Genomic DNA, 24,721 nt, shown 5'->3' on the forward strand with positions numbered 1-24,721 from the left:
AGGCATGAAGATTGCTCTTATCGGCCTGGCCCTTTCCGCACTGCTGCAGCCCACCGGCGCGGACCTGAAGTCCCACGACGTGACGTTCACGACGAGCGACGGCGAGACCCTCGGCGGCCGGATCTTCGAGCCCGCCTCAGCCACGGGGAAGCTCCCCGCGATGCTCCTGGTGCACGGGTCGGGCAAGGGCAACAGCTGGCAGGAGCTGCAGGTCGAGGCGGAGGCGTTCGCCCGCCAGGGCATCGCCGTCCTGGCCCCCGACAAGCGCAGCGGTGGTTACTCCTCGACGAAGCGGGACTTCTCCCAGCTCGCCGACGACGCGCTGAAGGCCTTCGCGGTGCTGCGCCAGCAGCCGGAGGTGGATCCCGCCAAGACCGGCATCTGGGGCATCAGCGAGGGCGGCTGGGTGGCGCCGATCATCGCCTCCCGCTCCTCCGACGTGAAGTTCATGGTCACCGTCGGCGGCCCCGGCTACGGCGCGCTGCGCACCCAGGCGTGGAACATGGCCAACAAGCTCAACCGGGCCGAGGTCAAGGGTTCGGTGGTCGGCGCGCTGGACAGGCAGTTCTTCCGCCTCGTCGGCGACGCCGGGCTCTTCCCCGAGGCCTACCGCGACCCGTCGGCCACGCTGAGCCAGGTCAAGCAGCCGGTGCTGGCCCTGTGGGGCAAGGAAGACAACCAGGTCATGGCCGCGGAGAGCGCCCAGGTGTTCAAGAGGTCGCTGACCGGCAGCCTGACCGTGAAGTTCTTCCCCTCCGGCCACTCGCTGGGCACCGAGGGCGTCCTCGTGAAGGGCTACCCCGAGGCGGTCGGGTCGTGGGTGCGCGACGTGACCTCGGGCGACGTGCCCGCCTCGTCGGCCGAGCCGCTGCCCGTGCAGGAGACCGCCAGCCGCGACCTGCCGCGGTCGGCGTGGTGGGAGTCGTGGCAGGTGCAGATCGGGCTGATGCTGGCGATGACGCTGGCGTTCGCCGGGTACCTGGTCACCGGGCGCGGCAAGGTCCGGTCGTGGCCGGCGCGGATCCTGGCGGTCTGCGGGCTGCTGGCCGTACCCGGGTTCCTGGTCTCCATGGTGCGGATGAACGGCGCGACCGACGGGAGCGGGATCCACCTCGGGCCGCTGCTGGCCGGACGGCCGATCGACTGGATCGTGCTGCAGGTGCTGGCGTTCGTGACGCTGATCTCCGGGGTGGTCCTGGCGACCCGGTGGCGGTCCACGACGGTCAGGCAGCGGGTGCTGCTGGGGGCGTCCGTGCCGTTCGTGGCCTGGGCGCTGTACTGGGGACTGCTGATCCCCTGACAATGGCGCATGCCCCTGATGGTCAACAGCTTCCACCTCGACACCGCCCCCTCGGCGGTGTTCGAGCATCTGACCACCCCGGCGAACTACGTCGGCCTCTCGCCGCTGGTGGTCGAGGTCCGCGACGTGGACACCTCGGCGGCCGGGATGATCCGGTACACCGCGGTCGAACGGTTCCCGCTCGGGATCACCAACCCGATCGACGTGGAGCTCTTCGTCGAGGGACTGTCCGTCTTCGGCCAGGTCCGCAGCCCGGGGAATGTACGGCTGGCCTACCGCTTCGACCTGAGGGCTTCAGGGTCGGGCACTCAGGTGGAGGACCGCCTGGAACTCACCGCCCCCTGGTACCTCGTCCGCTTCGCCTCAGGACAGGCACGCAAGGTCCAACTCGCCAGGGCCCGCATCCTCGAAGAACGGCTGTCGGTGCACTGACCCGTTGCGGCGCCCGGCCACGTCCGCTCGGTGAGCGTCACCCTCCCGAGGACCCCAGCCCCGTGCGGCGGGCGGCGGATCCCACGGCTCCGCCGTACCCACAGAAAGGTCTTGGACACCACCCGGTGGTCGTACCCTCAGAAGGGACCGAAAGGATCGAGTAATGCCCGAGTTCGACTACACCGACCTGCTTCCGCTTGGCGCCGATGAGACCGAGTACCGGTTGATCACCAAGGAGGGGGTGCGGACGGTCGAGGCGGCGGGCAGGACGTTCCTCGAGGTCGACCCCGAGGCCCTGCGCCTGCTCACCGAGACCGCGATCCACGACATCTCGCACTACCTGCGGTCGTCGCACCTCGCCCAGCTCCGCAAGATCATCGATGACCCCGAGTCCAGCGGCAACGACAGGTTCGTCGCGCTCGACCTGCTCAAGAACGCCTCGATCTCGGCCGGCGGCGTGCTGCCCATGTGCCAGGACACCGGCACCGCGATCGTCATGGGCAAGCGCGGCCGCCACGTCCTCACCGACGGCCGCGACGCCGAGCACATCTCGCGCGGCGTCTACGACGCCTACACCAGGCTCAACCTGCGCTACTCGCAGATGGCCCCGCTGACGATGTGGGACGAGAAGAACACCGGCAACAACCTGCCCGCCCAGATCGAGCTGTACGCCGAGGGCGACGACGCCTACAAGCTGCTCTTCATGGCCAAGGGCGGCGGCTCGGCCAACAAGTCGTTCCTCTACCAGGAGACCAAGGCGGTTCTCAACGAGAAGCGCATGCTGGCCTTCCTGGAGGAGAAGATCCGCTCCCTCGGCACGGCCGCCTGCCCGCCGTACCACCTGGCCATCGTCGTGGGCGGCACGTCGGCCGAGTTCGCCCTGAAGACGGCGAAGTACGCCTCGGCCCGCTACCTCGACTCCATCCCCACCGAGGGCAGCGCCTCCGGCCACGGCTTCCGCGACGTCGAGCTGGAGGCCAAGGTCTTCGAGCTGACCCAGAAGCTGGGCATCGGCGCGCAGTTCGGCGGCAAGTACTTCTGCCACGACGTCCGCGTCATCCGCCTCCCTCGCCACGGCGCGTCGTGCCCGGTCGCGATCGCCGTGTCCTGCTCGGCCGACCGCCAGGCGCTCGCCAAGATCACCCGCGAGGGTGTCTTCCTGGAGAAGATGGAGACCGACCCGGCGCGCTTCCTCCCGGAGACCACCGACGAGCACCTGTCGGACGACGTCGTCCGCATCGACCTCAACCGCCCGATGTCCGAAGTGCTGGCCGAGCTCACGAAATATCCGGTGAAGACCCGCCTGTCGCTGTCCGGCCCCCTGGTCGTCGCCCGCGACATCGCGCACGCCAAGATCGCCGAGCTCCTCGACGCGGGCGGCGAGATGCCCGCCTACCTCAAGGACCACGCCGTCTACTACGCCGGACCGGCCAAGACCCCCGAGGGCTACGCCTCCGGCTCCTTCGGCCCGACCACGGCCGGGCGCATGGACTCCTACGTCGAGCGGTTCCAGGCGGCGGGCGGATCCATGGTCATGCTCGCCAAGGGCAACCGCTCCAAGCAGGTGACCGACGCCTGCCAGAAGTACGGCGGCTTCTACCTGGGCTCGATCGGCGGCCCTGCCGCGCGCCTGGCCCAGGACTGCATCAAGAAGGTCGAGGTGCTCGAATACCCCGAGCTGGGCATGGAAGCGGTCTGGAAGATCGAGGTCGAGGACTTCCCGGCGTTCATCGTGGTGGACGACAAGGGCGACGACTTCTTCACCGACAGGACCGGCCCGGTCCTCTCCATCGGCCGCCGCTGACCTTCGTAATTTCTCTCCAAGAGGAGCGTGTCCGTACCCCGGGCCAGGACGCCCGGCCGATCATGGCTGCATGCGAACGGTCATGGCGGTCCTGCTGCTGCTCGGCGGTACGGCGTGCGCGGCCCAGCCGCCCGCGCGGGCCGACGTGGTCCGGGTGCCGCAGGACGCGAGCACGATCGCGCGGGCCGTCACCCAGGTGAACCCGGGCGGGCTCGTGCTGATCTCGCCCGGCCTCTACCGCGAATCCGTGCGCGTCGCCGTACCCGGGGTGACGCTGCGCGGCCTCGACCGCAACACCGTGGTCCTGGACGGCGAGGGCACCCGCCCCGACGGCGTGGTCGTGACCGCGCCCGGGGTGTCGGTGGAGAACCTGACCGTCACGCGCTACGCCTTCAACGGGGTGCTGGTCACCGGCATGACCGACAGTTCCGGGGCCGGGCTGGGCCGGGGCAGCACCGGTTACAAGCCGCTCGACCCGGCCAGGTTCCCCCTGCTGGACGGCTTCGCCGTCCGCTATGTCACCGCGACGGACAACGGCCTCTACGGCATCTACGCCTTCGACGCCAGGAACGGCGTCATCGAGCGCAACCACGCGTCCGGCGGCTCTGACTCGGGCATCTACCTCGGCCAGTGCAAGCCGTGCGACACGGTCATCCGGGACAACGTCGCCGAGCACAACGCGGTCGGTCTGGAGAACGCCAACGCCTCCAAGGGCGTCTACGTGCTGGGCAACCGCCTGGTCGCCAACCGGGTCGGGCTGAGCATCACCTCCGACTACCAGGAGGCGTTCATCCCCCAGCAGGAGTCGGTGGTGGCGGGCAACCTGATCGCCGACAACGCCTCGGCCGACTCCCCCGCGCACGCGGAAGGGGCCTTCGGCGTCGGGATCGGCATCGGCGGCGGGCAGGACAACCTGATCGTCCGCAACCGTATCGAGGGCAACCCGTCCGTGGGCGTGATCGTCTCCTCCAGCGAGGACCTGTCCCCCATCGGCAACCGCGTGACCGGCAACGCCATGACACGCAACGGGACCGACCTGGCCTACGTGCCCTCGCGCCGCGCCCCCGGCAGGGAGAACTGCTTCCTCGCCAACAGCGCGCACCCACCGGCCCGGCTGCCGCGCTGCCCGGGCGGGACGCTGCCGCACACCGCGCCACGGGCCGTGCGGGCACCGGCCGGGATGTCGTTCCTCGAAGTGCCGCCGCCGCCCGCGCAGGTGTCGATGGCCGACCCCGCGACAGCGCCGCACCCGCGCGCGGCGGGCGTCACGGCGGACTGGCGGGCGCTGGCCGTACCGGGACCTGGATTGCTCGCCGAGGGCGGGCGCCGGTGACCTCGCGCCGCACCCTTCTCGGGGCCGGGCTGGCCTGTCTGCTCGGTACGGCGTGCGCACCGGCGTCCGGCCCTGCCCTGCTCACGCGGCTGATGGTCTTCCAGGCCGACCGGCTCCCCACGGGGTTCGCCGAACGGCTGGCGCGGCTCGCCACCGGCGACCTCACCGCGATGTACGGCCTGGGCCCCAGGCTGAGCGGCGAGATCGCCGAGCTTCCCGCGTTCGCCCGCGAGCACATCGCGCCCGAGTGCCGGGGCGGGGACCTCCTCGTGCAGGTGTCCGGGTCGGATCGGACGGCGCTCTCCCGGGCGGCGACGGACGTGAACGCGCTGCTCGGCCGCCGCCCGCGATGGGTCCAGGACGGCTTCCGCTCGGGACGCAACCTGCTGGGATTCCACGACCCGATCGTCAACCCCGCCACCGAGGCCGAGTTCCGGTCCGAGGTGTGGCGTCCCGACGGCTCGACCGTGGCCGTGGTGCGCCGGCTCCGCCTGGACGCCGACCGGTTCCTGGCGCTGACGGTCGAGGAGCAGGAGCGGGTCGTCGGCCGGCGCAGGGACGACGGCGCGCCGCTGTCCGGCGGCCCGCCGCGCGGGCTGGCCGACCTGCATGCCAAGACCCCCGACGGCCAGTGGCTCATCCCCGCCGACGCGCACGTGCGGCGGGCGCACGCGCTCGCGTCGGGCAGCGGCATGATGTTGCGCCGAGGCTTCACCTACGACAACGGCCCAGCCGACCGCGGCCTGCTCTTCGTCTCCTACCAGCGCGACCCGCGCACGTTCACCGCCACCCAGGCCAGGCTGGACGAGGGCGACGCGCTGATGGCCTACGTGACGACCACGGCGTCGGGGATCTTCTGGGTCCCCTCGGCGGTCAGGCCAGCGGTCCCACCGGCGTGATGGCGGGCGGGGACCCCCGCTCCAGCAGCACGGTCATGGGCTCGGCCGTGCCCAGGGTCAGCTCCAGGCGGTGCAACCGGCCGCGCCGGTCGATCCAGTACCTGATGCCGCCGCCGCGCGAGCCGTCCCGCCCCGAGTTCGGGCCGCGGAAGCCGTCCAGCTCGCCGTCCTCGCCGATCCAGGCTGCGCCCTGCTGGAGCAGGAGTTGCGGGTTGTCCGGGCGGTCCGCGGCCAGCCCGAGCATGATCGCCAGGAACGAGTCGAAGGGGCTGCCCTGCGGCCCAGGCCTGAGCGGGCGCGCTCGCCACTGGCCCTGAGGGACCGGCAACGGCGGGACCTCGGCGGGCTGCTGGAGCTCGGCCAGCGCGCCGGGCACCGCCTGGACCAGCATCGCGCCGTTGACCGCCGCGTAGACCATCGGTCTGCGCCAGTCGACCCAGCCGCGGATCGCCAGCTCCCTGCCCTGGTCCACCAGCGTGGTGGAGAACGCGGCGCCGCGCTCGTTGTGGTTGGCCAGCCGGACGAGGGCCAGGCGGTTGGCCTCGTCGCCGGTGACGGGGCGGCTGTCGACGCCCGCACACGCGGTGAGCAGGACCGCGGCGGCGGCGAGGGCGATTCTCACGTCCCTCATCTCTCCCCGGGTGCAGGTTCTCAATCGACCTTGACGTTGACTTGGGCGACTCCCGGGCAAAGCCATCTGGTAACCGCGTGTAATCACACGTGTGCACCTATATTCAGATAGGCACTTCGATGGGGAGATCAGTCCGCAAGGGCCTGGGCGCGGTGACTGCCGTCGCCGCCGGGCTCGCGGGGATGGCCGTGATCGCGGCCCCCGCACAAGCAGATGACGGGGCGGTCAGCGTGACCGTCGTCCGCGACAACGATTCCGACGGCAGCTACACCGCCGCTCGTGAACCGGGCGTGGCCGGCATCACGGTCAAGCTCTACGACGACACCGGGGCCGTGGCGAGCGCCACCACGGACGCCCAGGGCGCGGCCGCCTTCTCGCCCGCGACCGCTGGGCTGACCGGCGGCAGGTACCGGGTCGAGGCGACCATTCCGAGCGGCATGCCGTATCTCAAACCGGCCCCCGCCTACGGTCCAGCGCCGTCGCTGTCCCCCCTGACCAGCTTCGTCGACGTCAGCGGTGGCCAGGCGGCCGCGGTGACGATCGGCGTGCACAACCCGGCCGACTACGTGCAGGCCGACCCCATGCTGGCCTCGCCGCTGCACCGCGGCTTCAACAACGACCAGCAGAAGGAGGTCGACCCCGCCCTGTCCGCGGTGGTGAGCTGGCCCTTCGACAGGACGGGCGACCGCAACAGCGCCCGCCCCGACCTGCGGGCGAACCAGGGAGACGTCGGCACGACGTACGGCCTGGCCTGGCAGCGGCAGAGCAAGCTGCTCTTCACGAGCGCCATGGCCAAGCGGCACACCAAGTACGGCCCGCTGGGCAGCGGCGGCATCTACGTCGTGGACGCCGGTGGCAAGGCCTCCGGCTTCGCCAAGCTCGCCAACGCGGGCAGCACCGAGCACGGTCAGAACGGCATGCTGCACGACTCCGCCTTCTACGACGTGCCGGGCAAGCAGGGCCTCGGTGACCTCGACCTGTCAGAGGACGAGAAGACGCTCTACGCCGTCAACCTCGCCACCCGCCAGCTCCTGACCTTCGACGTCGCCAAGGTCGACCCGGGCACCATGAAGGAGCCCGCCACCACGACGGCCATCCCCGACCCCGGCTGCCCGAACCCCGGCGACTGGCGGCCGTGGGCGCTCGGCGTGCAGGACGGCAAGGTCTACGTCGGCGGCGTCTGCTCGGGCCAGAGCACCCAGAGCAAGGCCGACCTGGCCGTGCACATCCTCACCTTCAACCCGGCCACCAAGACCTTCCGCAAGGTCTTCTCGCACCGCCTCGACTACGTGCGCGGCATGGCCTGGACGGACGCCGCTTCCAAGGGCGAGTGGAACCCCTGGCAGGGTGCCTGGGATCCCAGCAAGTGGCAGGGCAACGTCGGCGGACCCGCCTACCCGCAGCCCATCCTCACCGACCTGGAGTTCGACAGGGGCTCGCTGCTTCTCGGGTTCCGCGACCGCTTCGGCGACCAGCTCGGCAGCCAGGCCCTCGGCGTCGACGCCAACGACGGCCAGAACAGGGAACCCACCTCCGCGGCCGGCGACATCAAGCGCGCCTGCTGGAACGGCAAGGGCTGGGACTTCGAGGGCGAGGGCGCCTGCCCCAACCACTACGACGGCACCTTCGGCGGCAACCAGCCTCCGGGCACCGTCGAGTACTACCCCAACGAGGAGTTCTTCGACGGGGGAGGGCACCAGGAGATGGCGGCCGGGGCGCTGGCCAACGGGCCGCGGTTCGGCGAGGTCATGACCACCATCGTCGACCCGTGGTACGGCGAGGTGTGGGCGAACGGCGTGCGCGCCTTCGACAACAACACCGGCAGGGTGAACCGCAAGCCGTACACCGTGGGCAGCTGGTACAACGACCGCACGCTGTTCGGCAAGGCGAACGGGCTCGGTGACCTGGAGTTCCTCGCAGCGCCCGCGCCGGTCCAGATCGGCGACCGCGTCTGGTTCGACGCCGACGCCGACGGGGTGCAGGACGCTCGTGAGGACGGGGTCGGTGGTGTCGAGGTCGCGCTGGCCTGCGACGACGACACGGCCCGCATCACCACCACGGGGGCCGACGGGTCCTACGCGTTCAACAACGTCCCGGCGGAGACCGCCTGCACGCTCACCTTCGACGCCTCGGACGCCGCAGGGCTGCCCGAGGGGGTCTCCAGCGACGACCTGAAGCTGACCAAGCGGGGGGCGGGGGCGGCGAACACCGACTCCAACGCCGACCCGGCCTCGGGCGTCGCCACGGTCACCGTCGGGGCGGCAGGGGCCAACGACCACACGATCGACGTGGGCTACACGGCGGGCGCGACCACCTCGGAGCCGCCGGTGGTGACGCCTCCGGTCGTGACACCTCCAGTGGTGACGCCCCCGGTCGTGACACCTCCGGTCGTGACGCCCCCGGTGGTCACGCCTCCGGTGGTCACGCCTCCGGTCGTGGCGCCCAAGCCGTACGACAACCGCCCGCCGACGGCGCCGCGGCCGAGCGAGGCGACCGTCGCCGGAGCCGTCGGCACGCCGATCACCGGCCAGCTCACCTCCGAGGACCCGGAGGGCGGCAAGGTCACCTTCGAGGTCTCCAGCGGCTCGCTGCCGCCGGGGGTGAGCCTCGGCAAGGACGGCAAGATCACCGGCACGCCCACGGAAGCCGGTCAGTTCCGGCCCACCATCAAGGCGTGCGACGCGTACGGCCAGTGCAGCTCCACCGTCGTGACGTTCTCGATCTGCGGTTCGTGCGCGCCCGCGCCCGACCCTGACGAGACCGCCGGCAGCGTCTACCGGCGCAAGTGATCCCTCTCCGGCCCAGGTGATCCACCTGGGCCGGAGCCCTCACTCCTTGAACCGCTCGCGCAGCACGTGGATCCCGGCGGCCAGCGCGGGTGGCACGGTGATCACGAGGGTCAGCGCGTCTCCCAACCGGCTCATCGCCGTGTCGACGACCAGCCAGGCGAGCGGAGGCGTCAGCAGTGCCCACACCCGGACGTCAGACGCGACGATCCACCGCGCGAACCCGCCCAGCCGCATCCGGCGCAGCGTGGCGGCCATCCGCGGCATCCCCCAGAGCAACTGCGCAGCGAACCACAGCCGCGCCCGCCCGGCGGGCAGGGCGTGGAGCTCACCGAGCCATTCCCGCAACCAGCGCGCCCGCGCCTCGGCGGGCAGGATGACCGCCCCCGCGGAGATCAGCCGAAAGGAGCCGCCGGGCGGGCCCGCGAGCTGTTCGAGCTCCAGCGCGACCTGGTCCATCCCGAGCCACCTGGCGACGGGCGCGTAGATCTGCAGCGTCTCCCTGGACTTGCGCCGCTGCTTCTCCCGGGGCAGGAAGTGCATCGTCCGCTGGTTGTGCAGGCGATCGGCGAGCTTGAGCGTGAGCACCCGCTCGTCCACCCGCCGCTCCCAGCCACCCTGCCCGTCGAGGGCCGCCACGTCACGCACCAGCCCGGCGATGCCCGGACCGAACTCGCGGGCCAGCTCCTCCTCGCTGAGGCCGGTGTCGTGCAGCAGGGCCGCGCACAGCATCTCGTGGTCCTGCCCCAGCTCGGCCAGGATCGCCGCCACGGCGACCGGATGGGAGATGTACGGCTCGCCGCTCGCCCGCCGCTGATCCCGATGCCAGTAGGAGGCCACCACGTGGGCCCGCTCAACGAGCTCCCGCTGCTGGTCGGGCAGGCCGTCCAGGATCTCCTGAATGCTCACGCCCCACCCCCGGCCCATCCGGGCACCGGCCGGCGCCGTCCCCTGTAGGCCCGCGCGATCGCCTCCCGGGCCAGCGCGGCGCCGTCGGGGGTGATGCGGTAGTAGGTGCGAGGAGGGCGCTTCTCGGCGATGTACGCCTCAGGCGCCTCTCTGCGGCTCTCCAGCCATTTCCGCTCGTCTTCGAGGTAGGCGAGGATCGGGTAGATCGTGCCACTGGCGAGACCGGTCGCCCTGATCACCTCGAGCCCGTAGAACTCCCGGGTGGGATCGGCCAGGAACACCTGGAGCACGGCCTCACGCGTGGAGGTCATCTTCACCGCGGGATCCGACATATCTCGGAACCTACATAGGTAGAACTGACGCGAGAGGTCCCTCGGAAGTAAGGGAAGCAAGGCCTATCCTCGGCGGCGGTCAGGCGGCCGCGAGAGTGCGGGCGCACCGCGAAGGGGTGGGGCGGGTCAGGCGGCGGCGAGGGTGCGGTGGGGGGCGACGACGGTGCCGTCGGGCAGCAGCAGGCCGGTGTCCTCGAAAAGGACGATCCCGTTGCACAGCAGGCTCCAGCCCTGGTCGGGGTGGGCTACGAGCACGTGCGAAGCCTCGCGGTCAGCGGCGTAGGCGGTGGGGCAGGTGGGCTGGTGCTGGCACATCGTGACACCTCTCAGGTGACGCTCCTGTGGATCTGTGTTCAGTAGGGCAGTTGGCGCCCCGATGGTGTGCGGAGGTCGATCGTGTTCTTGGCCGGGCGTTTCGACGGCCGCCTGCTGATCTGCACCTGTCGCATCCTCATCACGTCCTTCAGCGAAGTCGGTGAAACTCGGTCGCACGACCTCATTCTGACGTCCATCACCGACATTTTCCGGCCTGTTCGTCGAGGTCATGTGATGAGCATGCATCCATACGCTTACCAGTCGCCTACAGAACGCTGACGATGGCCTGCAGGGTGCTTGCCCACCTTCACGTTAGGCGCGCAAAAGGCGCCCGGTCCTGAGTAAACCCCTACTCACCACAGGACGATCAGAGGCGGGAACGAGCGCGAGGCCAGGGCCAGGACAGGGCGGATGCGGGCAGGTCGAAGGGCCTGCCCGCATCGCGCTCGGGACCAAACAAGCCCATCGTAGTCCTAGGTCGCAAGGCTGATGCAAGTGCGAATGACTTGCAATAGTGTCGAGATCTCTTGAAAGGAGCACTCGATGGGTGACTACCGCCTGCCCGACATGCCCTACGACTACGCGGCTCTGGAGCCCGCCATCACCGGCGAGATCCTGGAGCTCCACCACGCCAAGCACCACGCCGCGTACGTCAAGGGTGCCAACGACACCGTCGAACGGCTCGCAGAGGCGCGCGACAAGGGCGACTTCTCCAACCTCGTCGGCCTGGAGAAGACGTTCGCGTTCCACCTGTCCGGCCACGTCCTGCACTCGATCTTCTGGGAGAACCTCTCCCCCGACGGCGGCGACCGCCCCGACGGCGCGCTCGGTGACGCCATCACCGAGCATTTCGGCACCTTCGAGGCCTTCCAGAAGCAGCTGACCGCCGCGACGTCCGGCGTGCAGGGTTCCGGGTGGGGCGTGCTGGCCTGGGAGCCGCTCGGCAGGCGCCTCGTGGTCGAGCAGATCTACGACCACCACGGCAACGTGGGCATGAATTCCACACCGCTGCTGGTGTTCGACGCTTGGGAGCACGCTTACTACCTGCAGTACCGCAACGTCCGCCCGGACTACGTGGAGAAGCTGTGGGGCCTCGTGAACTGGGACGATGTGGCGCGCCGCTTTACTGACGTGACGAGTCAGACAGCTTGACAGAAGTTCGCAATATTTTATCGGCCCGGCCTCTACTTGTCAGAATCCACAAATAGGTAAGCTGCCTGCCATGCGTGCGCCGTCCGGTTACCTCCTTGCCGCGCGCTATCGGCTTATGGAGCCGGTCGGGCGCGGCGGCATGGGTACCGTTTGGCGGGCGCACGACGAGCTGCTGAACCGCGACGTGGCCGTCAAGGAGGTCAGGCTGCCGGTGGTCCTCGACGAGGACCTGCGCGCCGAGCTCTGCGCCCGCACCGAGCGTGAGGGCAGGGCGACCGCGATGGTCGCCCACCCCTCGGTGATCACCGTCTTCGACGTGGTGACCGAGGACGAGCGGCCCTGGATCGTGATGGAGCTGCTCCAGGCGAGATCCCTGGAGCAGCTCATCCAGGAGGAGGGCCCGCTGCACCCGCGCAACGCCGCGGAGATCGGGCGGCAGATCCTGGGCGCGCTGCGTGCCGTACACGCCAAGGGGATCCTGCACCGCGACGTGAAGCCCAGCAACGTGCTGGTGACCGAGGACCGCGCGGTCCTGACCGACTTCGGGCTGGCCGCCCTGGAGGGCGACGTCTCGATCACCCAGGCGGGCATCGTGCTCGGCTCTGCCGGTTACATCGCGCCAGAGCGGGTGCTCGGCGCGAAGGCCAGCCCGGCCGCCGACCTGTGGTCGCTCGGCGCGACCCTCTACACGGCCGTCGAGGGCCGGGGTCTGCACGGCAGGCGTACGGCTGCCGCCGCCCTGGCCGCGCTCACCAGCGGCGAACCAATCCCCATGGCCAAGGCGGGCCCGCTCGCGCCGATCCTCGACGCGCTGCTCCGCATCGATCCCGAGACCCGCATCGACTCCGTGCGCGCCTCGCTCATGCTGGCCAGGGTCGCTGCCGGCGGCTCGGCCGAGGAGCCGCTGACGCCCGTCGCGCGCAGACCTGTGCGCATGTCGCCGGTGCTGACCGCGCCCACCTTCGCCAGGAGGCCCGCCCACCGGGGCCTACACAGGGCGGAGGCCACCGCAGCCGCGCTGGCCGTCCCGCCCCCGAGGAGCACCGGTTCGCACAGGAAGCAGGTGGAATCCAAGCCCGCTCCGTCCGCTTATGCCCGCTTCATGGCTGCGGTGATAAAGTTGTGTCTTCCTCGGCGGTTCTGGCCACGAGAACTTCGCAAGCGAGGGTAAAGCACTTCCCAAGCGAGAATCGATATCTTCTTCCCATGCCGGAACAGCAGACCCGCCTGCTCGCGGAGCGCTACGAGCTGATCGCGCCACTTGGTCGGGGGACCATGGGTACCGTCTGGCGCGCCCGCGACCGTGCCCTCGGGCGCGAGGTCGCGGTCAAGGAGATTCGCCAGGATCCGGGTCTCACCGAGGAACAGCGCGCCGAACTGCGCGAGCGCATGGTCCGCGAGGGCCGCACCGCAGCGCGCATCAACCATCCGTCCGTCGCCGCGATCCACGACGTGCTGATCCAGGACAACAGTCCGTGGATCATCATGGAGCTCATCGAGGCCCGCTCGCTGGAGCAGGTGATCGACGAGGAGGGTCCGCTGCCGCCCAGGCTGGTGGCCGAGATCGGCGTCGACCTGCTGGGCGCGCTGCGGGCCGCGCACGCGCAGGGCATCACGCACCGCGACGTGAAGCCGGGCAACGTGCTCATCACCGAGACCGGGCGGGTGGTGCTGACCGACTTCGGCATCGCCAAGTCCGAGGGCGACACGAAGCTCACCAAGACCGGCATGGTGATCGGCTCGCCCGGTTACACGGCGCCCGAGCGGGCGCGGGGTGAGTACACCGGGCCCGAGTCGGACATCTGGTCGCTCGGGGCGACGCTGTACTTCGCCGTCGAGGGGCGTCCCGCCTACGAGCGGGCCACGGTGTCGGAGACGCTGGCGGCGCTGATGACCGAGAGCGCGGACGCGCCCACCCAGGCGGGGGCGTTGCGTCCGGTCCTCGAAGGGCTGTTGCACAAGAACCACAAGCAGCGGTTCACCGCCGCCAAGGCGGAGACGTTGCTGCGCATGGTCGCCGACACGCCGACCAGCGAGATGGCGGCCATCGTCATCGACCCCCCGGCGCCGGAGGAGCCCCCGGCAGCACCGGAGTTCGACGCCGACCGCACGATGGCGGTGAAGCGTCCTGTGCCGCCCAAGCCTCCGGTGCAGGAGCCGCAGAAGCCGCCGCCGTCCGACGACGAGGGTACGGTCACCACGACCCGGTTCCAGCCGCAGCAGCAGAACGGCTCGCCGGGCCAGCAGGTCTACCCGGTCCCCGCGCCTCCCCCGCGGACGCCGTCCGGCTGGCCGACTCCCCCGGGCCAGACCCCGCCGAGCACCCCACCGCGCAGCGCCCCACCGGAATGGCCCCCGGCGGTCCAGCCCCCCGCAAGCCACCCAGCCGCAGGCCAGCCCCCGGCAGGCCAGCCGCCGACGGGCCAGCCCGCCATGGGCCAACCGCCGACAGGCCAGCCACCCACGGGCCAGCCGCCCACGGGTCAGCCGCCCATGGGCCAGCAGCCCCAGAACCAGCCGCCGTTCCCCGGCCAGCAGCCGCCGCGCGAGCTGGAGCCGCAGGACGAGACCATCGCCCACGGGCGCGGCGGGCTGGGCACGGACCTGTTCGCCATCGCCAACACCCCCGAGCAGCCCAAGAGCGCCAAGACCGGCATGCTCGTCCTCATGGCCGTGGCAGCCGTCGCGGCCGTCGTCATCGCCGTCCTGATCATGGCGCTGCTGGCGAGCTGATGCAGACTGGGACTCATGAGTGAGTTCCGCATAGAACATGACTCCATGGGCGAAGTGCGCGTCCCGGCTACCGCCAGGTGGCGCGCGCAGACCCAGCGGGCCGTGGAGAACTTCCCCGTGTCCGGGCGGACCCTGGAGCCGTCCCACATCGCCGCCCTGGGGCTGATCAAGGCGGTGGCCGCCGAGGTCAACGGCGAGCTCGGGGTGATCGACAAGGACCTGGCCGAGGCGATCGCGCAGGCGGCGGCCGACGTGGCGGAGAACGAGCACGACGACCAGTTCCCGATCGACGTGTTCCAGACCGGGTCGGGCACGTCGTCCAACATGAACGCCAACGAGGTGATCGCGAGCCTGGCCGAGGAGCGGCTGGGCCGTCCCGTGCACCCGAACGACCACGTGAACGCCTCGCAGTCGTCGAACGACGTCTTCCCGACCTCGATCAGGGTGGCCGCCGCGACGGAGGTCTCCTATCACCTGTTGCCGTCCTTGCAGCATCTCGCGCGGCGGTTGCGGGTGAAGGCGACGGAGTTCGACGGCGTGGTGAAGGCAGGGCGCACCCACCTGATGGACGCCACCCCCGTCACGCTTCGTCAGGAATTTTCGGGCTATGCCTCGCAGATCGAGCACGGCGTCGAGCGGGTCAGATCGGCCATGGCGCACGTCGTGGAGCTCCCCCTGGGCGGCACAGCGGTGGGCACCGGGATCAACACCCCGCCCGGGTTCGCCGAGGAGGCGATCAAGAAGCTCAGCGCCGCCACGGGCATCGTCTTCGTCGAGGCGCCCGACCACTTCGAGGCACAGAGCGCCCAGGACGCGATCGTGGAGCTGTCCGGCCAGCTCAAGGTCGTCGCCGTCTCGCTGAACAAGATCGCCAACGACCTCCGCTGGATGGGTTCAGGCCCGCGCACCGGTCTCGGCGAGATCAACCTGCCCGACCTCCAGCCCGGCTCCTCGATCATGCCCGGCAAGGTCAACCCGGTGATCCCCGAGGCGACCGTGATGGTCGCGGCGCAGGTCATCGGCAACGACGCGGCCATCACGTTCGCCGGCGCCTCGGGCAGCTTCGAGCTCAACGTGCAGCTCCCGGTGATCGCCCGCAACATCCTGGAGTCCATCAGGCTGCTGGCGAACGTCTCCCGCCTGCTCGCCGACCGCTGCGTCGACGGCATCACGGCCAACGTGGAGCGGATGCGCGAGTACGCCGAGTCGTCGCCGTCGATCGTGACGCCGCTCAACCGGTACGTCGGTTACGAGGAGGCCGCCAAGATCGCCAAGCAGGCCCTGGCCGAGCGCAAGACGATCAAGCAGGTGGTCGTCGAGCGCGGCCACGTCGAGAGCGGCAAGTTCACCGAGGAGCAGCTCGACGCGCTGCTCGATGTCCTCTCGATGACAAAGCCCTAGGGGTACGGCTGTCGCCGTGGGGACGGCCACCCGCCGACGCGGGTGGCCGTCCGTGCGTCATGGCAGGCAGTCTGACGTGGTTGCCCGCCGTGACATCGGGGCGTCCGGCCACATAGGCGGTAAGACCGCTATGTGGGGAGGTGCTATGCCGTGATCCGTGAGCAGGAGTTAGGGTCCGTGGCATGGAGCTGACCGGGCGCACGGCGCTGGTGACGGGGGCCGGGAGCGGGATCGGCCGGGCGTGTGCCGTCAGGCTGGCGGAACAGGGCGCGCGTGTCCTGGCCGTGGACATGAACCCGGAGGCGGCGGAGGCGACGGCCAAGGAGATCCACGGCCAGGCGGTCACGGCCGACCTGAGCGATCCCGGGTTCGTGGAGCGCATCCCCGACGAGCCGATCGACATCGTGGTGAACAACGCAGGGTTCCAGCACGTGGCGCCGATCGAGGACTTCCCGCCCGAGATCTTCGCCAGGATCCTCAAGGTGATGGTCGAGGCGCCGTTCCTCATCGCCAGGCACACGCTGCCCGGCATGTACGCCAGGGGCTGGGGCAGGTTCGTCAACATCTCCTCGGTGCACGGCCTGAGGGCCTCGCCGTACAAGTCTGCTTATGTGGCGGCCAAGCACGCACTCGAAGGCCTGTCCAAGGTCATCGCGCTGGAGGGCGCCGAGCACGGCGTGACCTCCACCTGCGTCAACCCCGCCTACGTCAGGACCGCCCTCGTCGAGGCGCAGATCGCCGACCAGGCCAGGAGCCACGGCATCCCCGAGAGCGAGGTCGTCGAGGACATCATGCTCAGACCGGCCGCCGTCAAGCGCCTCATCGAGCCCGAGGAGGTCGCCGACCTGGTCGCCTACCTGTGCGGCCCGAGCGGCTCGTTCATCACCGGCGTCTCCCTGCCCATAGACGGCGGCTGGTCGGCCAGATGAGCGTCTACCTGGAGCTCCTGGCGCGCGAGGCGTCGGCCGTGGAGTTCGAGGGCCCGGTGCTCAAGGCCAGGGCCGAGGGCGCGAGCGCGCAGGTGATCGAGGAGCTGGAGCAGGCGAAGGTCGCGGCGCTCAAGGTCAGAGCCCTGCTCAGGCGCAGGGCCAGGCGCGAGGCCGAGCTGTCGGCCCTCTACGACACGGCCAGCGACCTGGCCGCGCTCAGGGACCTCGACGCCGTCCTGGAGGCCATCGTGCACCGGGCCAGGCAGTTGCTCGGCACCGACGCCGCCTACCTGACGCTGCACGACCCGGAAAAGGGTGACACCTACATGCGGGTCACCGACGGCACGATCTCCGCCAAGTTCCGTGCGCTCCGGCTGGGGATGGGCGCGGGGCTGGGCGGTCTGGTGGCGCAGACGGCCACGCCGTACGCCACGGCCGACTACTTCGCCGACGCCAGGTTCAAGCACAAGCACCACATCGACGAGGCCGTCCAGGAGGAGGGGCTGGTCGCCATCCTCGGGGTGCCGCTGCGGCTGGGCCAGCGGGTGATCGGCGTGCTCATGGCGGCCAACCGCAGCGCCAGGCCGTTCCTCCAGGAGGAGGTGGCGCTGCTGGGCTCCCTGGCGGCGCACGCGGCCGTCGCCATCGACAACGCCCGCCTGCTCCAGGAGACCAGGAACGCGCTGGAGGAGCTGTCTGAGGCGCACAGGAAGGTACGTGAGCACGGCGACGCGGTCGAGCGGGCCGCGCTGGCGCACGACCGGATGATGTCCCTCGTGCTGCGCGGCGGCGGCATCGAGGACGTCGCGGCCGTCGTCGCCGAGAGCGGCTCGCTGACCGTGCTCGACGACCTGGGCAGGGCGATCACCGGCGACCTGGGCGAGCTCGACCCCGGCGTGTTCGAGGCCGCGCAGGCCTCCAGGGCGCTGGGCCGCACGGTACGGCGGGGCGACCTGCTCATCGCGTCGGTGGACGTCGGCGGGGAGCCGCTGTGCACGCTCATCCTGCGCAGCGACGACGCCGACGAGCGCATCCTGGAGCGGGCGGCGCTGGTGTGCGCGTTGCTGCTGCTGTTCCGCAGGAGCGTGGCCGAGGCCGAGGGGCGGGTGCGCGGCGAGCTGCTCGACGACCTGATCTCCCGCGCCGCCGACGACCCGGACGGGCTGACGGACCGGGCGCGCAGGCTCGGCGTCGACCTCTCGAAACCGCACGTCATGATCGTCGCCAGGCACGGCGGCCAGCGCGAGCGGGCCGCCTTCTGGGCGTCCTCGCAGGCGTCGATGCGCCACGGACTGGCGGCGGGCATCGGCAGTGAGGTGGTCCTGCTGCTGCCCGGCGACAAGCCGGGGCACCTGGCGCAGCGGACGGCGGCCGAGCTGACGGCGTCGCTCGGCACCCCGGCCACGGCCGGCGCAGCCGTACTCGAAGGGGGTCCTGAGCGCGCGGGAGAGGCGCATCGGGAGGCCCAGCGGTGCGCGGAGGCGCTGATCGCGCTGGGCCGGGCGGGAGACGGCGCGAGCGCCGCCGAGCTGGGCTTCGTCGGGCTGCTGATCGGCCAGGGCCAGGACGTCGGCGGCTTCGTCGACTCGGTGCTCGGCCCCGTGCTCGACTACGACGCGCGCCGGGGCACCGCGCTGGCCCGCACGCTCGCCGCCTACTTCGGCTCCGGCTCCTCGCCCTCGCGCACGGCCGACGCCATGCACATCCACGTCAACACCGTCACCCAGCGCCTGGACCGCATCGGCCAGCTCCTCGGCGACGGCTGGCAGGAGCCGGAGCGCGCCCTGGAGGTGCAGCTCGCCCTGCGCCTGCACAAGCTCAGCGACGCCGCCAGTCGTCGCAGCCCCTGACCAGCCGTCCGAGGGGTGAGTCGAGCCGCGCACCGACCGCGCCCACCATCGCGCAGATGACCAGCGCGCCGCAGAGCACGGCCAGCCACGACTCCAGCGCGAAGACGACGCCGATCGCGCCGTACTTGCCCTCGTTGCCCTTGAGCACGATGGGCATGTAGACCGACGAGACCACACCGAGGATCACCACCGCGACGGCGGACATCACCCCGGTGGGCGCCAGCGAGCGCCACCGCACCCGCCCGCCGAGCAGCACGTACGGCGTCCACCACCACAGCAGGAACGCGCACACCAGCACCAGGAGCGGCTTGAGGAAGGCGGCTCCCGAGGTCATGCTCACCGACAGGTAGAGGATCTCCAGGTAGGCGAAGAGCCCGAGCAGCCACACCAGCCCGCGCCAGCTCCCCTTCAGCCCGAGCGGCGGCAGCTCCCAGGACCGTTCGTAGACGCGCTGCAGCGCCCTGGTGAAGCTCGTCGCCGACACCAGCGCCATCAGCAGGCCGATCACCGTCACCCAGCCGTGCCCGCTCGCCTCGGTGCCGCCGATCAGCTCGCGCACCGCGTCGCCCGACGGCCCGCTCAGCCCGAGCCGCTCCCGCATGACCTCCCCGATGCCCGCCACGATCCTCGGCGTGAAGAGCGACATCACCAGCAGCAGCGGGAACACCGACAGGAACAGGTGGGCGGCCAGGATGAACGCGCTCTCGGTCGGCCGCACGTGCCCCCAGGAACGCAACACCGGGCCCGACATGATCGACCTCACCCGTCGAGGCTAACCAGCGCCGGGCCGGATGGCGCCGACCGACATACCACCTGCGAAGACTGTGGAGATATGACCCATATGAGTGACCCCCGTCACTCCTTAGCGTGAGCGGCACACCCCCCGCGACTTTAGGTGCGTGACATGGCCACTCCTCTCAAGAAGATCGTCGGCGCGAGCATGATCGGCACCACCATCGAGTGGTACGACTTCTTCCTCTACGGCCTCGCGGCCGCCTCGGTCTTCCCCAAGCTGTTCTTCCCCACCGCCGACACCTTCGTCGGCACGATGCTCTCGTTCCTCACCTTCGCGCTCGGGTTCGGCGCCCGCCCGATCGGCGGCCTGATCTTCGGTCACTACGGCGACCGCATAGGACGCAAGACGCTGCTGGTGGTCAGCGTGCTGATGATGGGCGGCTCCACCGCCCTGATCGGCGTCCTGCCGACCTACGAGGGCGTCGGCGTCGCCGCTCCCGTCATGCTCGTGGCGCTCCGGCTGATCCAGGGCGTGGCGATCGGCGGCGAGTGGGGCGGTGCGGTGCTGATCGTCTCCGAGCACGGCGACTCGGACAAGCGCGGCTTCTGGGCCTCGATGCCGCAGGCGGGCGTGCCGATCGGCAACCTGCTGGCGACCGTCGTCCTGGCGATCATGTCGGGCGTGCAGTCGGAGGAGGCGTTCCTGTCGTGGGGCTGGCGCGTGCCGTTCCTGCTGTCCGGCCTGCTGGTGCTCATCGGCTTCTGGATCAGGATGTCGATCAGCGAGCCGCCCGTCTTCGAGGCGAGCGAGAAGACCCGCCTCCCGATCGTCGACGTCTTCCGCTTCCACTGGCGCCAGGTGCTTGGCGCGATCGGCGCGCGGCTGGTGGAGAACATCTCCTACTACGTGATCACCGCGTTCGTCATCACCTACGCCACCGCGCCCGCCATCGGGCTGAGCAAGTCGTTCGTGCTCAACTGCCTGATCGTCGCCTCCGTCGCGCACCTGATCACGATCCCGATGTGGGGCGCGCTGTCGGACCGGGTCGGGCGCAAGCCGGTCTACCTCTTCGGCGCCGCCGGGGTCGGGCTGTGGGCCTTCGCGTTCTTCCCGCTGGTCGACTCGGGCTCTCCGGTCAACGTGACGATCGCGGTGACCGTCGGCCTCGTCCTGCACGGCGCGATGTACGGCCCGCAGGCCGCCTTCTTCACCGAGCTGTTCGGCACCAACGTGCGCTACTCCGGCGTCTCGGTCGGCTACCAGCTCGCCTCGATCGTGGCCGGTGCGCCGGCGCCGCTCATCGCGGTGGCGCTGCTCAAGTCGTCGGGCTCCAGCCTGCCGATCTCGATCTACCTGGCGATCGCCGCGGTCCTGACGATCCTGGCCGTGGTGCTGGTCAAGGAGACCCGGGGTCGCGACCTCGCCACTCTGCAGGAGAAAGTGAAGGTATGAGAGTCACCACGTCCAGGCTCGTCCAGAACGTCCTGACCACGGGCAACGACCAGGGCGAGCCTGTCGTGTTCGTGCACGGCAACGTCTCCAGCGCCGCGTTCTGGCGCGACACCATGGCGACGCTCCCCGAGCGCTACCGCCCCCTCGCCCCCGACCTGCGCGGCTTCGGCCAGACCGACCCGGAGCCGGTCGACGCGACCCGCGGGCTGCGCGACTACTCCGACGACCTGCTGGCCCTGCTCGACGCGCTCGGCCTGGAGCGGGTGCACCTGGTCGGCTGGAGCATGGGCGGCGGCGTGGTGCTCCAGGCGCTGCGCGACCGTCCGTCAGTCGTGGCGAGCGTGACGCTGGTCAACCCGGTCTCGCCGTACGGCTACAGCGGCACGGAGGGCGCCGAGGGCAGGCTCACCCACCAGGACGGCACCGGTTCAGGCGCGGGGGCGGCCAACCCCGACTTCGTGGCCAGGCTGCAGGGCGGCGACCGCGGCGACGAGGCCCCCACCTCGCCCAGGTCGGTCTTCCGCAGCTCCTACGTCGCCAAGCCGGTCGCCGACGAGGACTTCTACGTCGAGTCGATGCTGACGACCAGGGTCGGCCCGGCCCACTACCCGGGCGACGCCGTCTCCTCCGACGCCTGGCCTGGCGTGCGCCCGGGGGTGAGCGGCGTGCTCAACGCGCTGGCACCGACCCACTTCCGCCTCGACGACCTGCACGAGCTGGAGGTCAAGCCGCCGATCCTGTGGATCAGGGGCGCGGACGACGTGATCGTCTCGGACACGTCCCTCTTCGACCTGGCCCACCTGGGCGCGCTCGGCGTCGTGCCCGGCTCGCCGGGCACCGCGGCGCAGCCCATGGTCACCCAGACCAGGGCGGTGCTGGAGCGCTACGGCCCGTACACCGAGGTCGTGCTCCCTGAGTGCGGCCACAGCCCGCACCTGGAGTACCCGGCCGAGTTCCAGCAGGCGCTCCAGGCGCATCTCAGTCGGTGAGGTAGCGGTGCTTGCCCGCCCGCGCCAGCCGTACGGCGTGCCGTGCGCCGGGCACGCGGCGGGCGATGCGCCGCAACAGCGTGTCGCGCCCGTACGGCGAGCGCCGCTCGGGGTCGACGTCGCCCGACGGGCACACCTCGACCTTGCTGCCGCGCATCTCCAGCCCGAACCGCAGCTCGGTCTCCTCCTCCTCGGTGCGCAGTGACGACATCCACGCGCCGGGCCCCAGGCTGTCCTTGCCCGGCAGCAGCCGCTTGACCGGCACCTTCGCCACGAGCTGCCCGGCCATCCTGCCCGGCAGCCCAGGCTCGACGAGCGCGGGCGCGCACACCTCGCGCAACCTGCCCTTGGTGGTGCGCAGCACCAGCTCCAGCGCGGGACCGCCGCTGGGCGGCACGTAGGGCACGGGCACGACGACGTAGAGGTGGTCGTCGCGGCGCATGACGCTCGCGCCCGGCGAGACCAGCGCGATCGACTCGGAGAACGAGCGCGGCTCGATGCACAGGCCGAGCTCGCCCGAGTCGGTCCAGCAGGGCACCACCAGGCGCCTGCGCGGGCGCTTGGCCAGCACGCCCAGGCAGTTGAGCGGGCCGTCCGGGCGCCTGACCCTGGTCCTGGCCTGGTGGGCGCCGCCGTACATCCTGACGTGCACCTCCCACTGGCCGGACCGCAGCGGTTCGCCCAGGGCCGCGCTGCCGACGTCGAGGCGCGCCTCGCCGACGATCTGCACGCGCACCTTGCCGCGCTCGGCCACCCGCTCGACCCGGAAGGCGACGGGCGCGAAGTAGTTGACGCCGGTCTCGGTGTGCCGGACGTAGACGTCCATCCTGGCCCGCTCGACCGCGTCGGTGACGTCGGTCAGCTCCTCGGGCAGCAGGCGCGCGTCGACCGAGTCCGGCGGGCACCACGACAGCCCGCCGGCGAACTCCTTGAACAGCGCGGGCCGACCGGTGCCCTCGAAGATCTCCGCGGTCAGCCCCATGACCAGCACGCCCGCGTCCCAGCTCACCTCGCGCAGCTCGGCGCGCAGCGAGCTGCGCCTGGTGGCGTTGGCGAAGCTGGTCAGCATGTCGAGCCGGCCGGCGCGGACCAGCGCGGCCACCGCGCGCAGGTGCACGGGCAGGTATCTGTCGAGGCGCGGCGGGAAGCGCTCGACGACCAGCTCCCGGTAGGCGGTGAACATCGCCCCGCGGTCCACGGACGACCCGGCGAACCTGTTGCTGACGAACGGCTTGAGTACGGCGGAGCGGAACCAGTGGGCGTACATCCGGTCCCGCTGGCGCCCCTGCTCGGTGTAGGCGTCGATGACGTTGAGCAGCCCGCGCACCTCGGCCACCACCAGGCGCGGCTCGTCCGCCACGTCCGGCGTGTCGCCCAGATGGCAGCAGACCTGGTCCGCGACGACCGCGATGACCTTGGCCGTGAGGTAGGCGCGGACCGAGAACGCCTGCTCGGCCACCCGCCCCCCGGGTACGGCGAAGCCGAGCCCGCGCTCCTCCAGGAACGCGCGCCGGTACAGCTTGTGCGGCGTGAGCAGGCCGAGCAGCCGGTCGCGCAGGATGTCGGCCCGCGCCTGGTTGGCGGTGAAGCAGGACATCGGCGGGCCGAAGTCGCGCACCAGCCGCCCGATGAGCACGTCGGCGTCGGCCTCGACGGCCCGCTCGTACATCCGCTCCAGCGCCTGCCGCTCCAGCCGGTCGCCCTGGTCGAGCAGGTAGACGTACTCGCCCTTGGCGCTGGCGATGCCGACGTTGCGCCCGCGGGCGGGCGAGCCGGTGTGCGGCAGGTGCAGGACCCGGACGTTCTGCCTGACCGCCGCCACGGCGTCGAGCCGTTCCGCGATGCCGTCCGTGGACCCGTCGTCCACGAAGATCACCTCGTAGGCGTCCGCCTGCATCGTCTGCTCCAGCACGGAGCGGATGCAGGCGTCTGCGCCGGCACCGGGGTTGTGCACGCTGATGACCACGCTGACCTTCACACCCATGCGGCCTAGCGTGCGACGTCACCCGCTCGCGGGCGCGCAGGCTTGCCGATCTCAGGTGGTGTCAGTACCAGCCCTTGGCCTGCGAGTGGCCCCAGGCACCACAGGGCGTGCCGTACCGGCCCTTGATATAACCCAGGCCCCACTTGATCTGGGTGGCCGCATTGGTCTGCCAGTCGGCGCCCGCGCTGGCCATCTTGCTGCCCGGCAGCGACTGCGGGATGCCGTAGGCGCCGGAGTAACGGTTCATCGCCCGCTCGTTCCAGCCGCTCTCCTTCTGCCAGAGCGCTTCGAGGCAGCCCCACTGGTCGGCGCCGAAGCCGGCCGAGGCGAGCATGGCCTTGGCCGTGGCCTTGTTGGAGCCTGGCGAGGGGTCACTGCCCGCGGGGAAGTTGGCGGGCGGGAAGCCGTCGCCGCCTGGCCCCTTCTTCTCGATGATGATCGGGTCGAGCGCGGCGACGCCCTTGCGCTCGGCCGCGAGCTGCTTCCTCTTCGCCGCCGCCACTCCGGCCGCCTTGAGCTGGTCGGCCTCCGGGTCGGGGGCGTAGAGGTCGCCGTTGGCGATCCTGCCCCAGTCCTCCAGGTCGAGGCCCTCGGGACGCGGAGCGTTGGCGTTCTCGACCGCGCGGTAGGCGACGAAGCCGCCGCCGCCGAACACGATCACCACCGTCGCGCCGATGATCGCCACCCGCTTGGGGGTCAACCGGCGAGCCGCCCGCGATCGCGGGGGCGCCGGACGCTCTCTCAACTGCGGACC

Annotated in this window: 21 protein-coding genes; 14 read left to right on the forward strand and 7 right to left on the reverse strand. The window is 70.9% G+C overall.

Going from position 1 to position 24,721, the window contains the following annotated elements; all coding sequences use genetic code 11:
- The first annotated feature begins 4 nt into the window (after positions 1-4).
- From ACIBG8_RS47875 to ACIBG8_RS47895, 5 genes are all read left to right on the forward strand, one after another.
- Complete coding sequence (locus ACIBG8_RS47875; RefSeq protein WP_397349993.1) at positions 5-1,300, forward strand: alpha/beta hydrolase family protein; 1,296 nt, start codon at positions 5-7, stop codon at positions 1,298-1,300.
- Between the two features lie 9 nt (positions 1,301-1,309).
- Entirely contained in the window at positions 1,310-1,732 is a 423-nt protein-coding gene (locus tag ACIBG8_RS47880; protein WP_397349994.1) for an SRPBCC family protein, read from the forward strand.
- Between the two features lie 163 nt (positions 1,733-1,895).
- Positions 1,896-3,536, forward strand: a complete 1,641-nt coding sequence (locus ACIBG8_RS47885) for a fumarate hydratase (RefSeq protein ID WP_397349995.1) — start codon at positions 1,896-1,898, stop codon at positions 3,534-3,536.
- 70 nt (positions 3,537-3,606) lie between these two features.
- Positions 3,607-4,869: a nitrous oxide reductase family maturation protein NosD gene (locus tag ACIBG8_RS47890; protein WP_397349996.1), complete on the forward strand. Its 1,263-nt coding sequence runs from the start codon at positions 3,607-3,609 to the stop codon at positions 4,867-4,869.
- A complete protein-coding gene (locus tag ACIBG8_RS47895) occupies positions 4,866-5,768 on the forward strand; it encodes a Dyp-type peroxidase (RefSeq protein WP_397349997.1) in 903 nt (300 codons plus the stop codon). Before ACIBG8_RS47890 ends, ACIBG8_RS47895 begins: the two co-directional genes overlap by 4 nt.
- Here ACIBG8_RS47895 and ACIBG8_RS47900 read toward each other — a convergent pair.
- Positions 5,743-6,390 (reverse strand): hypothetical protein, encoded by a 648-nt coding sequence (locus tag ACIBG8_RS47900; protein ID WP_397349998.1) that lies wholly within the window; start codon positions 6,388-6,390, stop codon positions 5,743-5,745. The two genes, ACIBG8_RS47895 and ACIBG8_RS47900, sit on opposite strands and share 26 nt — an antisense overlap.
- A gap of 128 nt (positions 6,391-6,518) precedes the next feature.
- On the opposite strand from ACIBG8_RS47900, the gene ACIBG8_RS47905 reads away from it, so the two are divergent.
- Positions 6,519-9,188, forward strand: a complete 2,670-nt coding sequence (locus ACIBG8_RS47905) for an SdrD B-like domain-containing protein (RefSeq protein ID WP_397349999.1) — start codon at positions 6,519-6,521, stop codon at positions 9,186-9,188.
- 39 nt (positions 9,189-9,227) lie between these two features.
- Here the strand turns inward: ACIBG8_RS47905 and ACIBG8_RS47910 are convergent, their stop codons facing one another.
- The 3 genes from ACIBG8_RS47910 to ACIBG8_RS47920 form a co-directional block, all read right to left on the reverse strand.
- Complete coding sequence (locus tag ACIBG8_RS47910) at positions 9,228-10,094, reverse strand: HD domain-containing protein (protein WP_397350000.1); 867 nt, start codon at positions 10,092-10,094, stop codon at positions 9,228-9,230.
- Positions 10,091-10,426 carry a PadR family transcriptional regulator gene (locus ACIBG8_RS47915; protein ID WP_397350001.1) on the reverse strand — a complete coding sequence of 112 codons (336 nt, stop codon included), beginning with the start codon at positions 10,424-10,426 and terminating at the stop codon, positions 10,091-10,093. Before ACIBG8_RS47915 ends, ACIBG8_RS47910 begins: the two co-directional genes overlap by 4 nt.
- Before the next feature lie 126 nt (positions 10,427-10,552).
- Entirely contained in the window at positions 10,553-10,741 is a 189-nt protein-coding gene (locus ACIBG8_RS47920) for a DUF5999 family protein (protein ID WP_397350002.1), read from the reverse strand.
- Between the two features lie 543 nt (positions 10,742-11,284).
- Between ACIBG8_RS47920 and ACIBG8_RS47925 the strand changes: the two genes are divergently transcribed.
- The 6 genes from ACIBG8_RS47925 (at position 11,285) to ACIBG8_RS47950 (ending at position 18,806) form a co-directional block, all read left to right on the forward strand.
- A complete protein-coding gene (locus ACIBG8_RS47925) occupies positions 11,285-11,893 on the forward strand; it encodes a superoxide dismutase (RefSeq protein ID WP_397350003.1) in 609 nt (202 codons plus the stop codon).
- 70 nt (positions 11,894-11,963) lie between these two features.
- A complete protein-coding gene (locus tag ACIBG8_RS47930; RefSeq protein ID WP_397350004.1) occupies positions 11,964-13,064 on the forward strand; it encodes a serine/threonine-protein kinase in 1,101 nt (366 codons plus the stop codon).
- Positions 13,065-13,099: 35 nt separating this feature from the next.
- Positions 13,100-14,626, forward strand: coding sequence for a protein kinase (locus tag ACIBG8_RS47935; RefSeq protein ID WP_397350005.1), 1,527 nt, complete (start codon positions 13,100-13,102; stop codon positions 14,624-14,626).
- A 15-nt stretch (positions 14,627-14,641) separates the two neighbouring features.
- The gene (locus ACIBG8_RS47940) at positions 14,642-16,027 is read left to right on the forward strand and encodes a class II fumarate hydratase (protein ID WP_397350006.1); all 1,386 of its coding nucleotides are present in this window, start codon (positions 14,642-14,644) and stop codon (positions 16,025-16,027) included.
- Between the two features lie 182 nt (positions 16,028-16,209).
- Entirely contained in the window at positions 16,210-16,956 is a 747-nt protein-coding gene (locus ACIBG8_RS47945; RefSeq protein WP_397350007.1) for a 3-hydroxybutyrate dehydrogenase, read from the forward strand.
- Entirely contained in the window at positions 16,953-18,806 is a 1,854-nt protein-coding gene (locus ACIBG8_RS47950) for a helix-turn-helix domain-containing protein (RefSeq protein ID WP_397350008.1), read from the forward strand. The genes ACIBG8_RS47945 and ACIBG8_RS47950 overlap by 4 nt, the downstream gene beginning before the upstream one ends.
- On the opposite strand, the gene ACIBG8_RS47955 is transcribed toward ACIBG8_RS47950, so the two are convergent.
- Positions 18,775-19,569, reverse strand: a complete 795-nt coding sequence (locus ACIBG8_RS47955; RefSeq protein WP_397350009.1) for a YhjD/YihY/BrkB family envelope integrity protein — start codon at positions 19,567-19,569, stop codon at positions 18,775-18,777. The two genes, ACIBG8_RS47950 and ACIBG8_RS47955, sit on opposite strands and share 32 nt — an antisense overlap.
- A 141-nt stretch (positions 19,570-19,710) precedes the next feature.
- Between ACIBG8_RS47955 and ACIBG8_RS47960 the strand changes: the two genes are divergently transcribed.
- Positions 19,711-20,994, forward strand: coding sequence for an MFS transporter (locus ACIBG8_RS47960; protein ID WP_397350010.1), 1,284 nt, complete (start codon positions 19,711-19,713; stop codon positions 20,992-20,994).
- A complete protein-coding gene (locus tag ACIBG8_RS47965; RefSeq protein WP_397350011.1) occupies positions 20,991-21,983 on the forward strand; it encodes an alpha/beta fold hydrolase in 993 nt (330 codons plus the stop codon). Before ACIBG8_RS47960 ends, ACIBG8_RS47965 begins: the two co-directional genes overlap by 4 nt.
- On the opposite strand, the gene ACIBG8_RS47970 is transcribed toward ACIBG8_RS47965, so the two are convergent.
- Both ACIBG8_RS47970 and ACIBG8_RS47975 read right to left on the reverse strand, forming a co-directional pair.
- Positions 21,973-23,967, reverse strand: a complete 1,995-nt coding sequence (locus ACIBG8_RS47970) for a glycosyltransferase family 2 protein (protein WP_397350012.1) — start codon at positions 23,965-23,967, stop codon at positions 21,973-21,975. The two genes, ACIBG8_RS47965 and ACIBG8_RS47970, sit on opposite strands and share 11 nt — an antisense overlap.
- Positions 23,968-24,028: 61 nt before the next feature.
- Positions 24,029-24,667, reverse strand: a complete 639-nt coding sequence (locus ACIBG8_RS47975) for a lytic transglycosylase domain-containing protein (protein ID WP_397350013.1) — start codon at positions 24,665-24,667, stop codon at positions 24,029-24,031.
- Positions 24,668-24,721 lie beyond the last annotated feature (54 nt).

The organism is Nonomuraea sp. NPDC050556 (assembly GCF_044457355.1).
In the GTDB taxonomy this organism is placed as follows: domain Bacteria; phylum Actinomycetota; class Actinomycetes; order Streptosporangiales; family Streptosporangiaceae; genus Nonomuraea.

What these genes read in the sequence shown, in the direction of transcription:
- ACIBG8_RS47875 (WP_397349993.1), top strand. Translation starts at nt 5, where the DNA reads ATGAAGATTGCTCTTATCGGCCTGGCCCTTTCCGCACTGCTGCAGCCC.
- ACIBG8_RS47880 (WP_397349994.1), top strand. Translation starts at nt 1,310, where the DNA reads ATGCCCCTGATGGTCAACAGCTTCCACCTCGACACCGCCCCCTCGGCG.
- ACIBG8_RS47885 (WP_397349995.1), top strand. Translation starts at nt 1,896, where the DNA reads ATGCCCGAGTTCGACTACACCGACCTGCTTCCGCTTGGCGCCGATGAG.
- ACIBG8_RS47890 (WP_397349996.1), top strand. Translation starts at nt 3,607, where the DNA reads ATGCGAACGGTCATGGCGGTCCTGCTGCTGCTCGGCGGTACGGCGTGC.
- ACIBG8_RS47905 (WP_397349999.1), top strand. Translation starts at nt 6,519, where the DNA reads ATGGGGAGATCAGTCCGCAAGGGCCTGGGCGCGGTGACTGCCGTCGCC.
- ACIBG8_RS47915 (WP_397350001.1), bottom strand. Translation starts at nt 10,426, where the DNA reads ATGTCGGATCCCGCGGTGAAGATGACCTCCACGCGTGAGGCCGTGCTC.
- ACIBG8_RS47920 (WP_397350002.1), bottom strand. Translation starts at nt 10,741, where the DNA reads ATGTGCCAGCACCAGCCCACCTGCCCCACCGCCTACGCCGCTGACCGC.
- ACIBG8_RS47925 (WP_397350003.1), top strand. Translation starts at nt 11,285, where the DNA reads ATGGGTGACTACCGCCTGCCCGACATGCCCTACGACTACGCGGCTCTG.
- ACIBG8_RS47930 (WP_397350004.1), top strand. Translation starts at nt 11,964, where the DNA reads ATGCGTGCGCCGTCCGGTTACCTCCTTGCCGCGCGCTATCGGCTTATG.
- ACIBG8_RS47935 (WP_397350005.1), top strand. Translation starts at nt 13,100, where the DNA reads ATGCCGGAACAGCAGACCCGCCTGCTCGCGGAGCGCTACGAGCTGATC.
- ACIBG8_RS47940 (WP_397350006.1), top strand. Translation starts at nt 14,642, where the DNA reads ATGAGTGAGTTCCGCATAGAACATGACTCCATGGGCGAAGTGCGCGTC.
- ACIBG8_RS47945 (WP_397350007.1), top strand. Translation starts at nt 16,210, where the DNA reads ATGGAGCTGACCGGGCGCACGGCGCTGGTGACGGGGGCCGGGAGCGGG.
- ACIBG8_RS47950 (WP_397350008.1), top strand. Translation starts at nt 16,953, where the DNA reads ATGAGCGTCTACCTGGAGCTCCTGGCGCGCGAGGCGTCGGCCGTGGAG.
- ACIBG8_RS47960 (WP_397350010.1), top strand. Translation starts at nt 19,711, where the DNA reads ATGGCCACTCCTCTCAAGAAGATCGTCGGCGCGAGCATGATCGGCACC.
- ACIBG8_RS47965 (WP_397350011.1), top strand. Translation starts at nt 20,991, where the DNA reads ATGAGAGTCACCACGTCCAGGCTCGTCCAGAACGTCCTGACCACGGGC.
- ACIBG8_RS47970 (WP_397350012.1), bottom strand. Translation starts at nt 23,967, where the DNA reads ATGGGTGTGAAGGTCAGCGTGGTCATCAGCGTGCACAACCCCGGTGCC.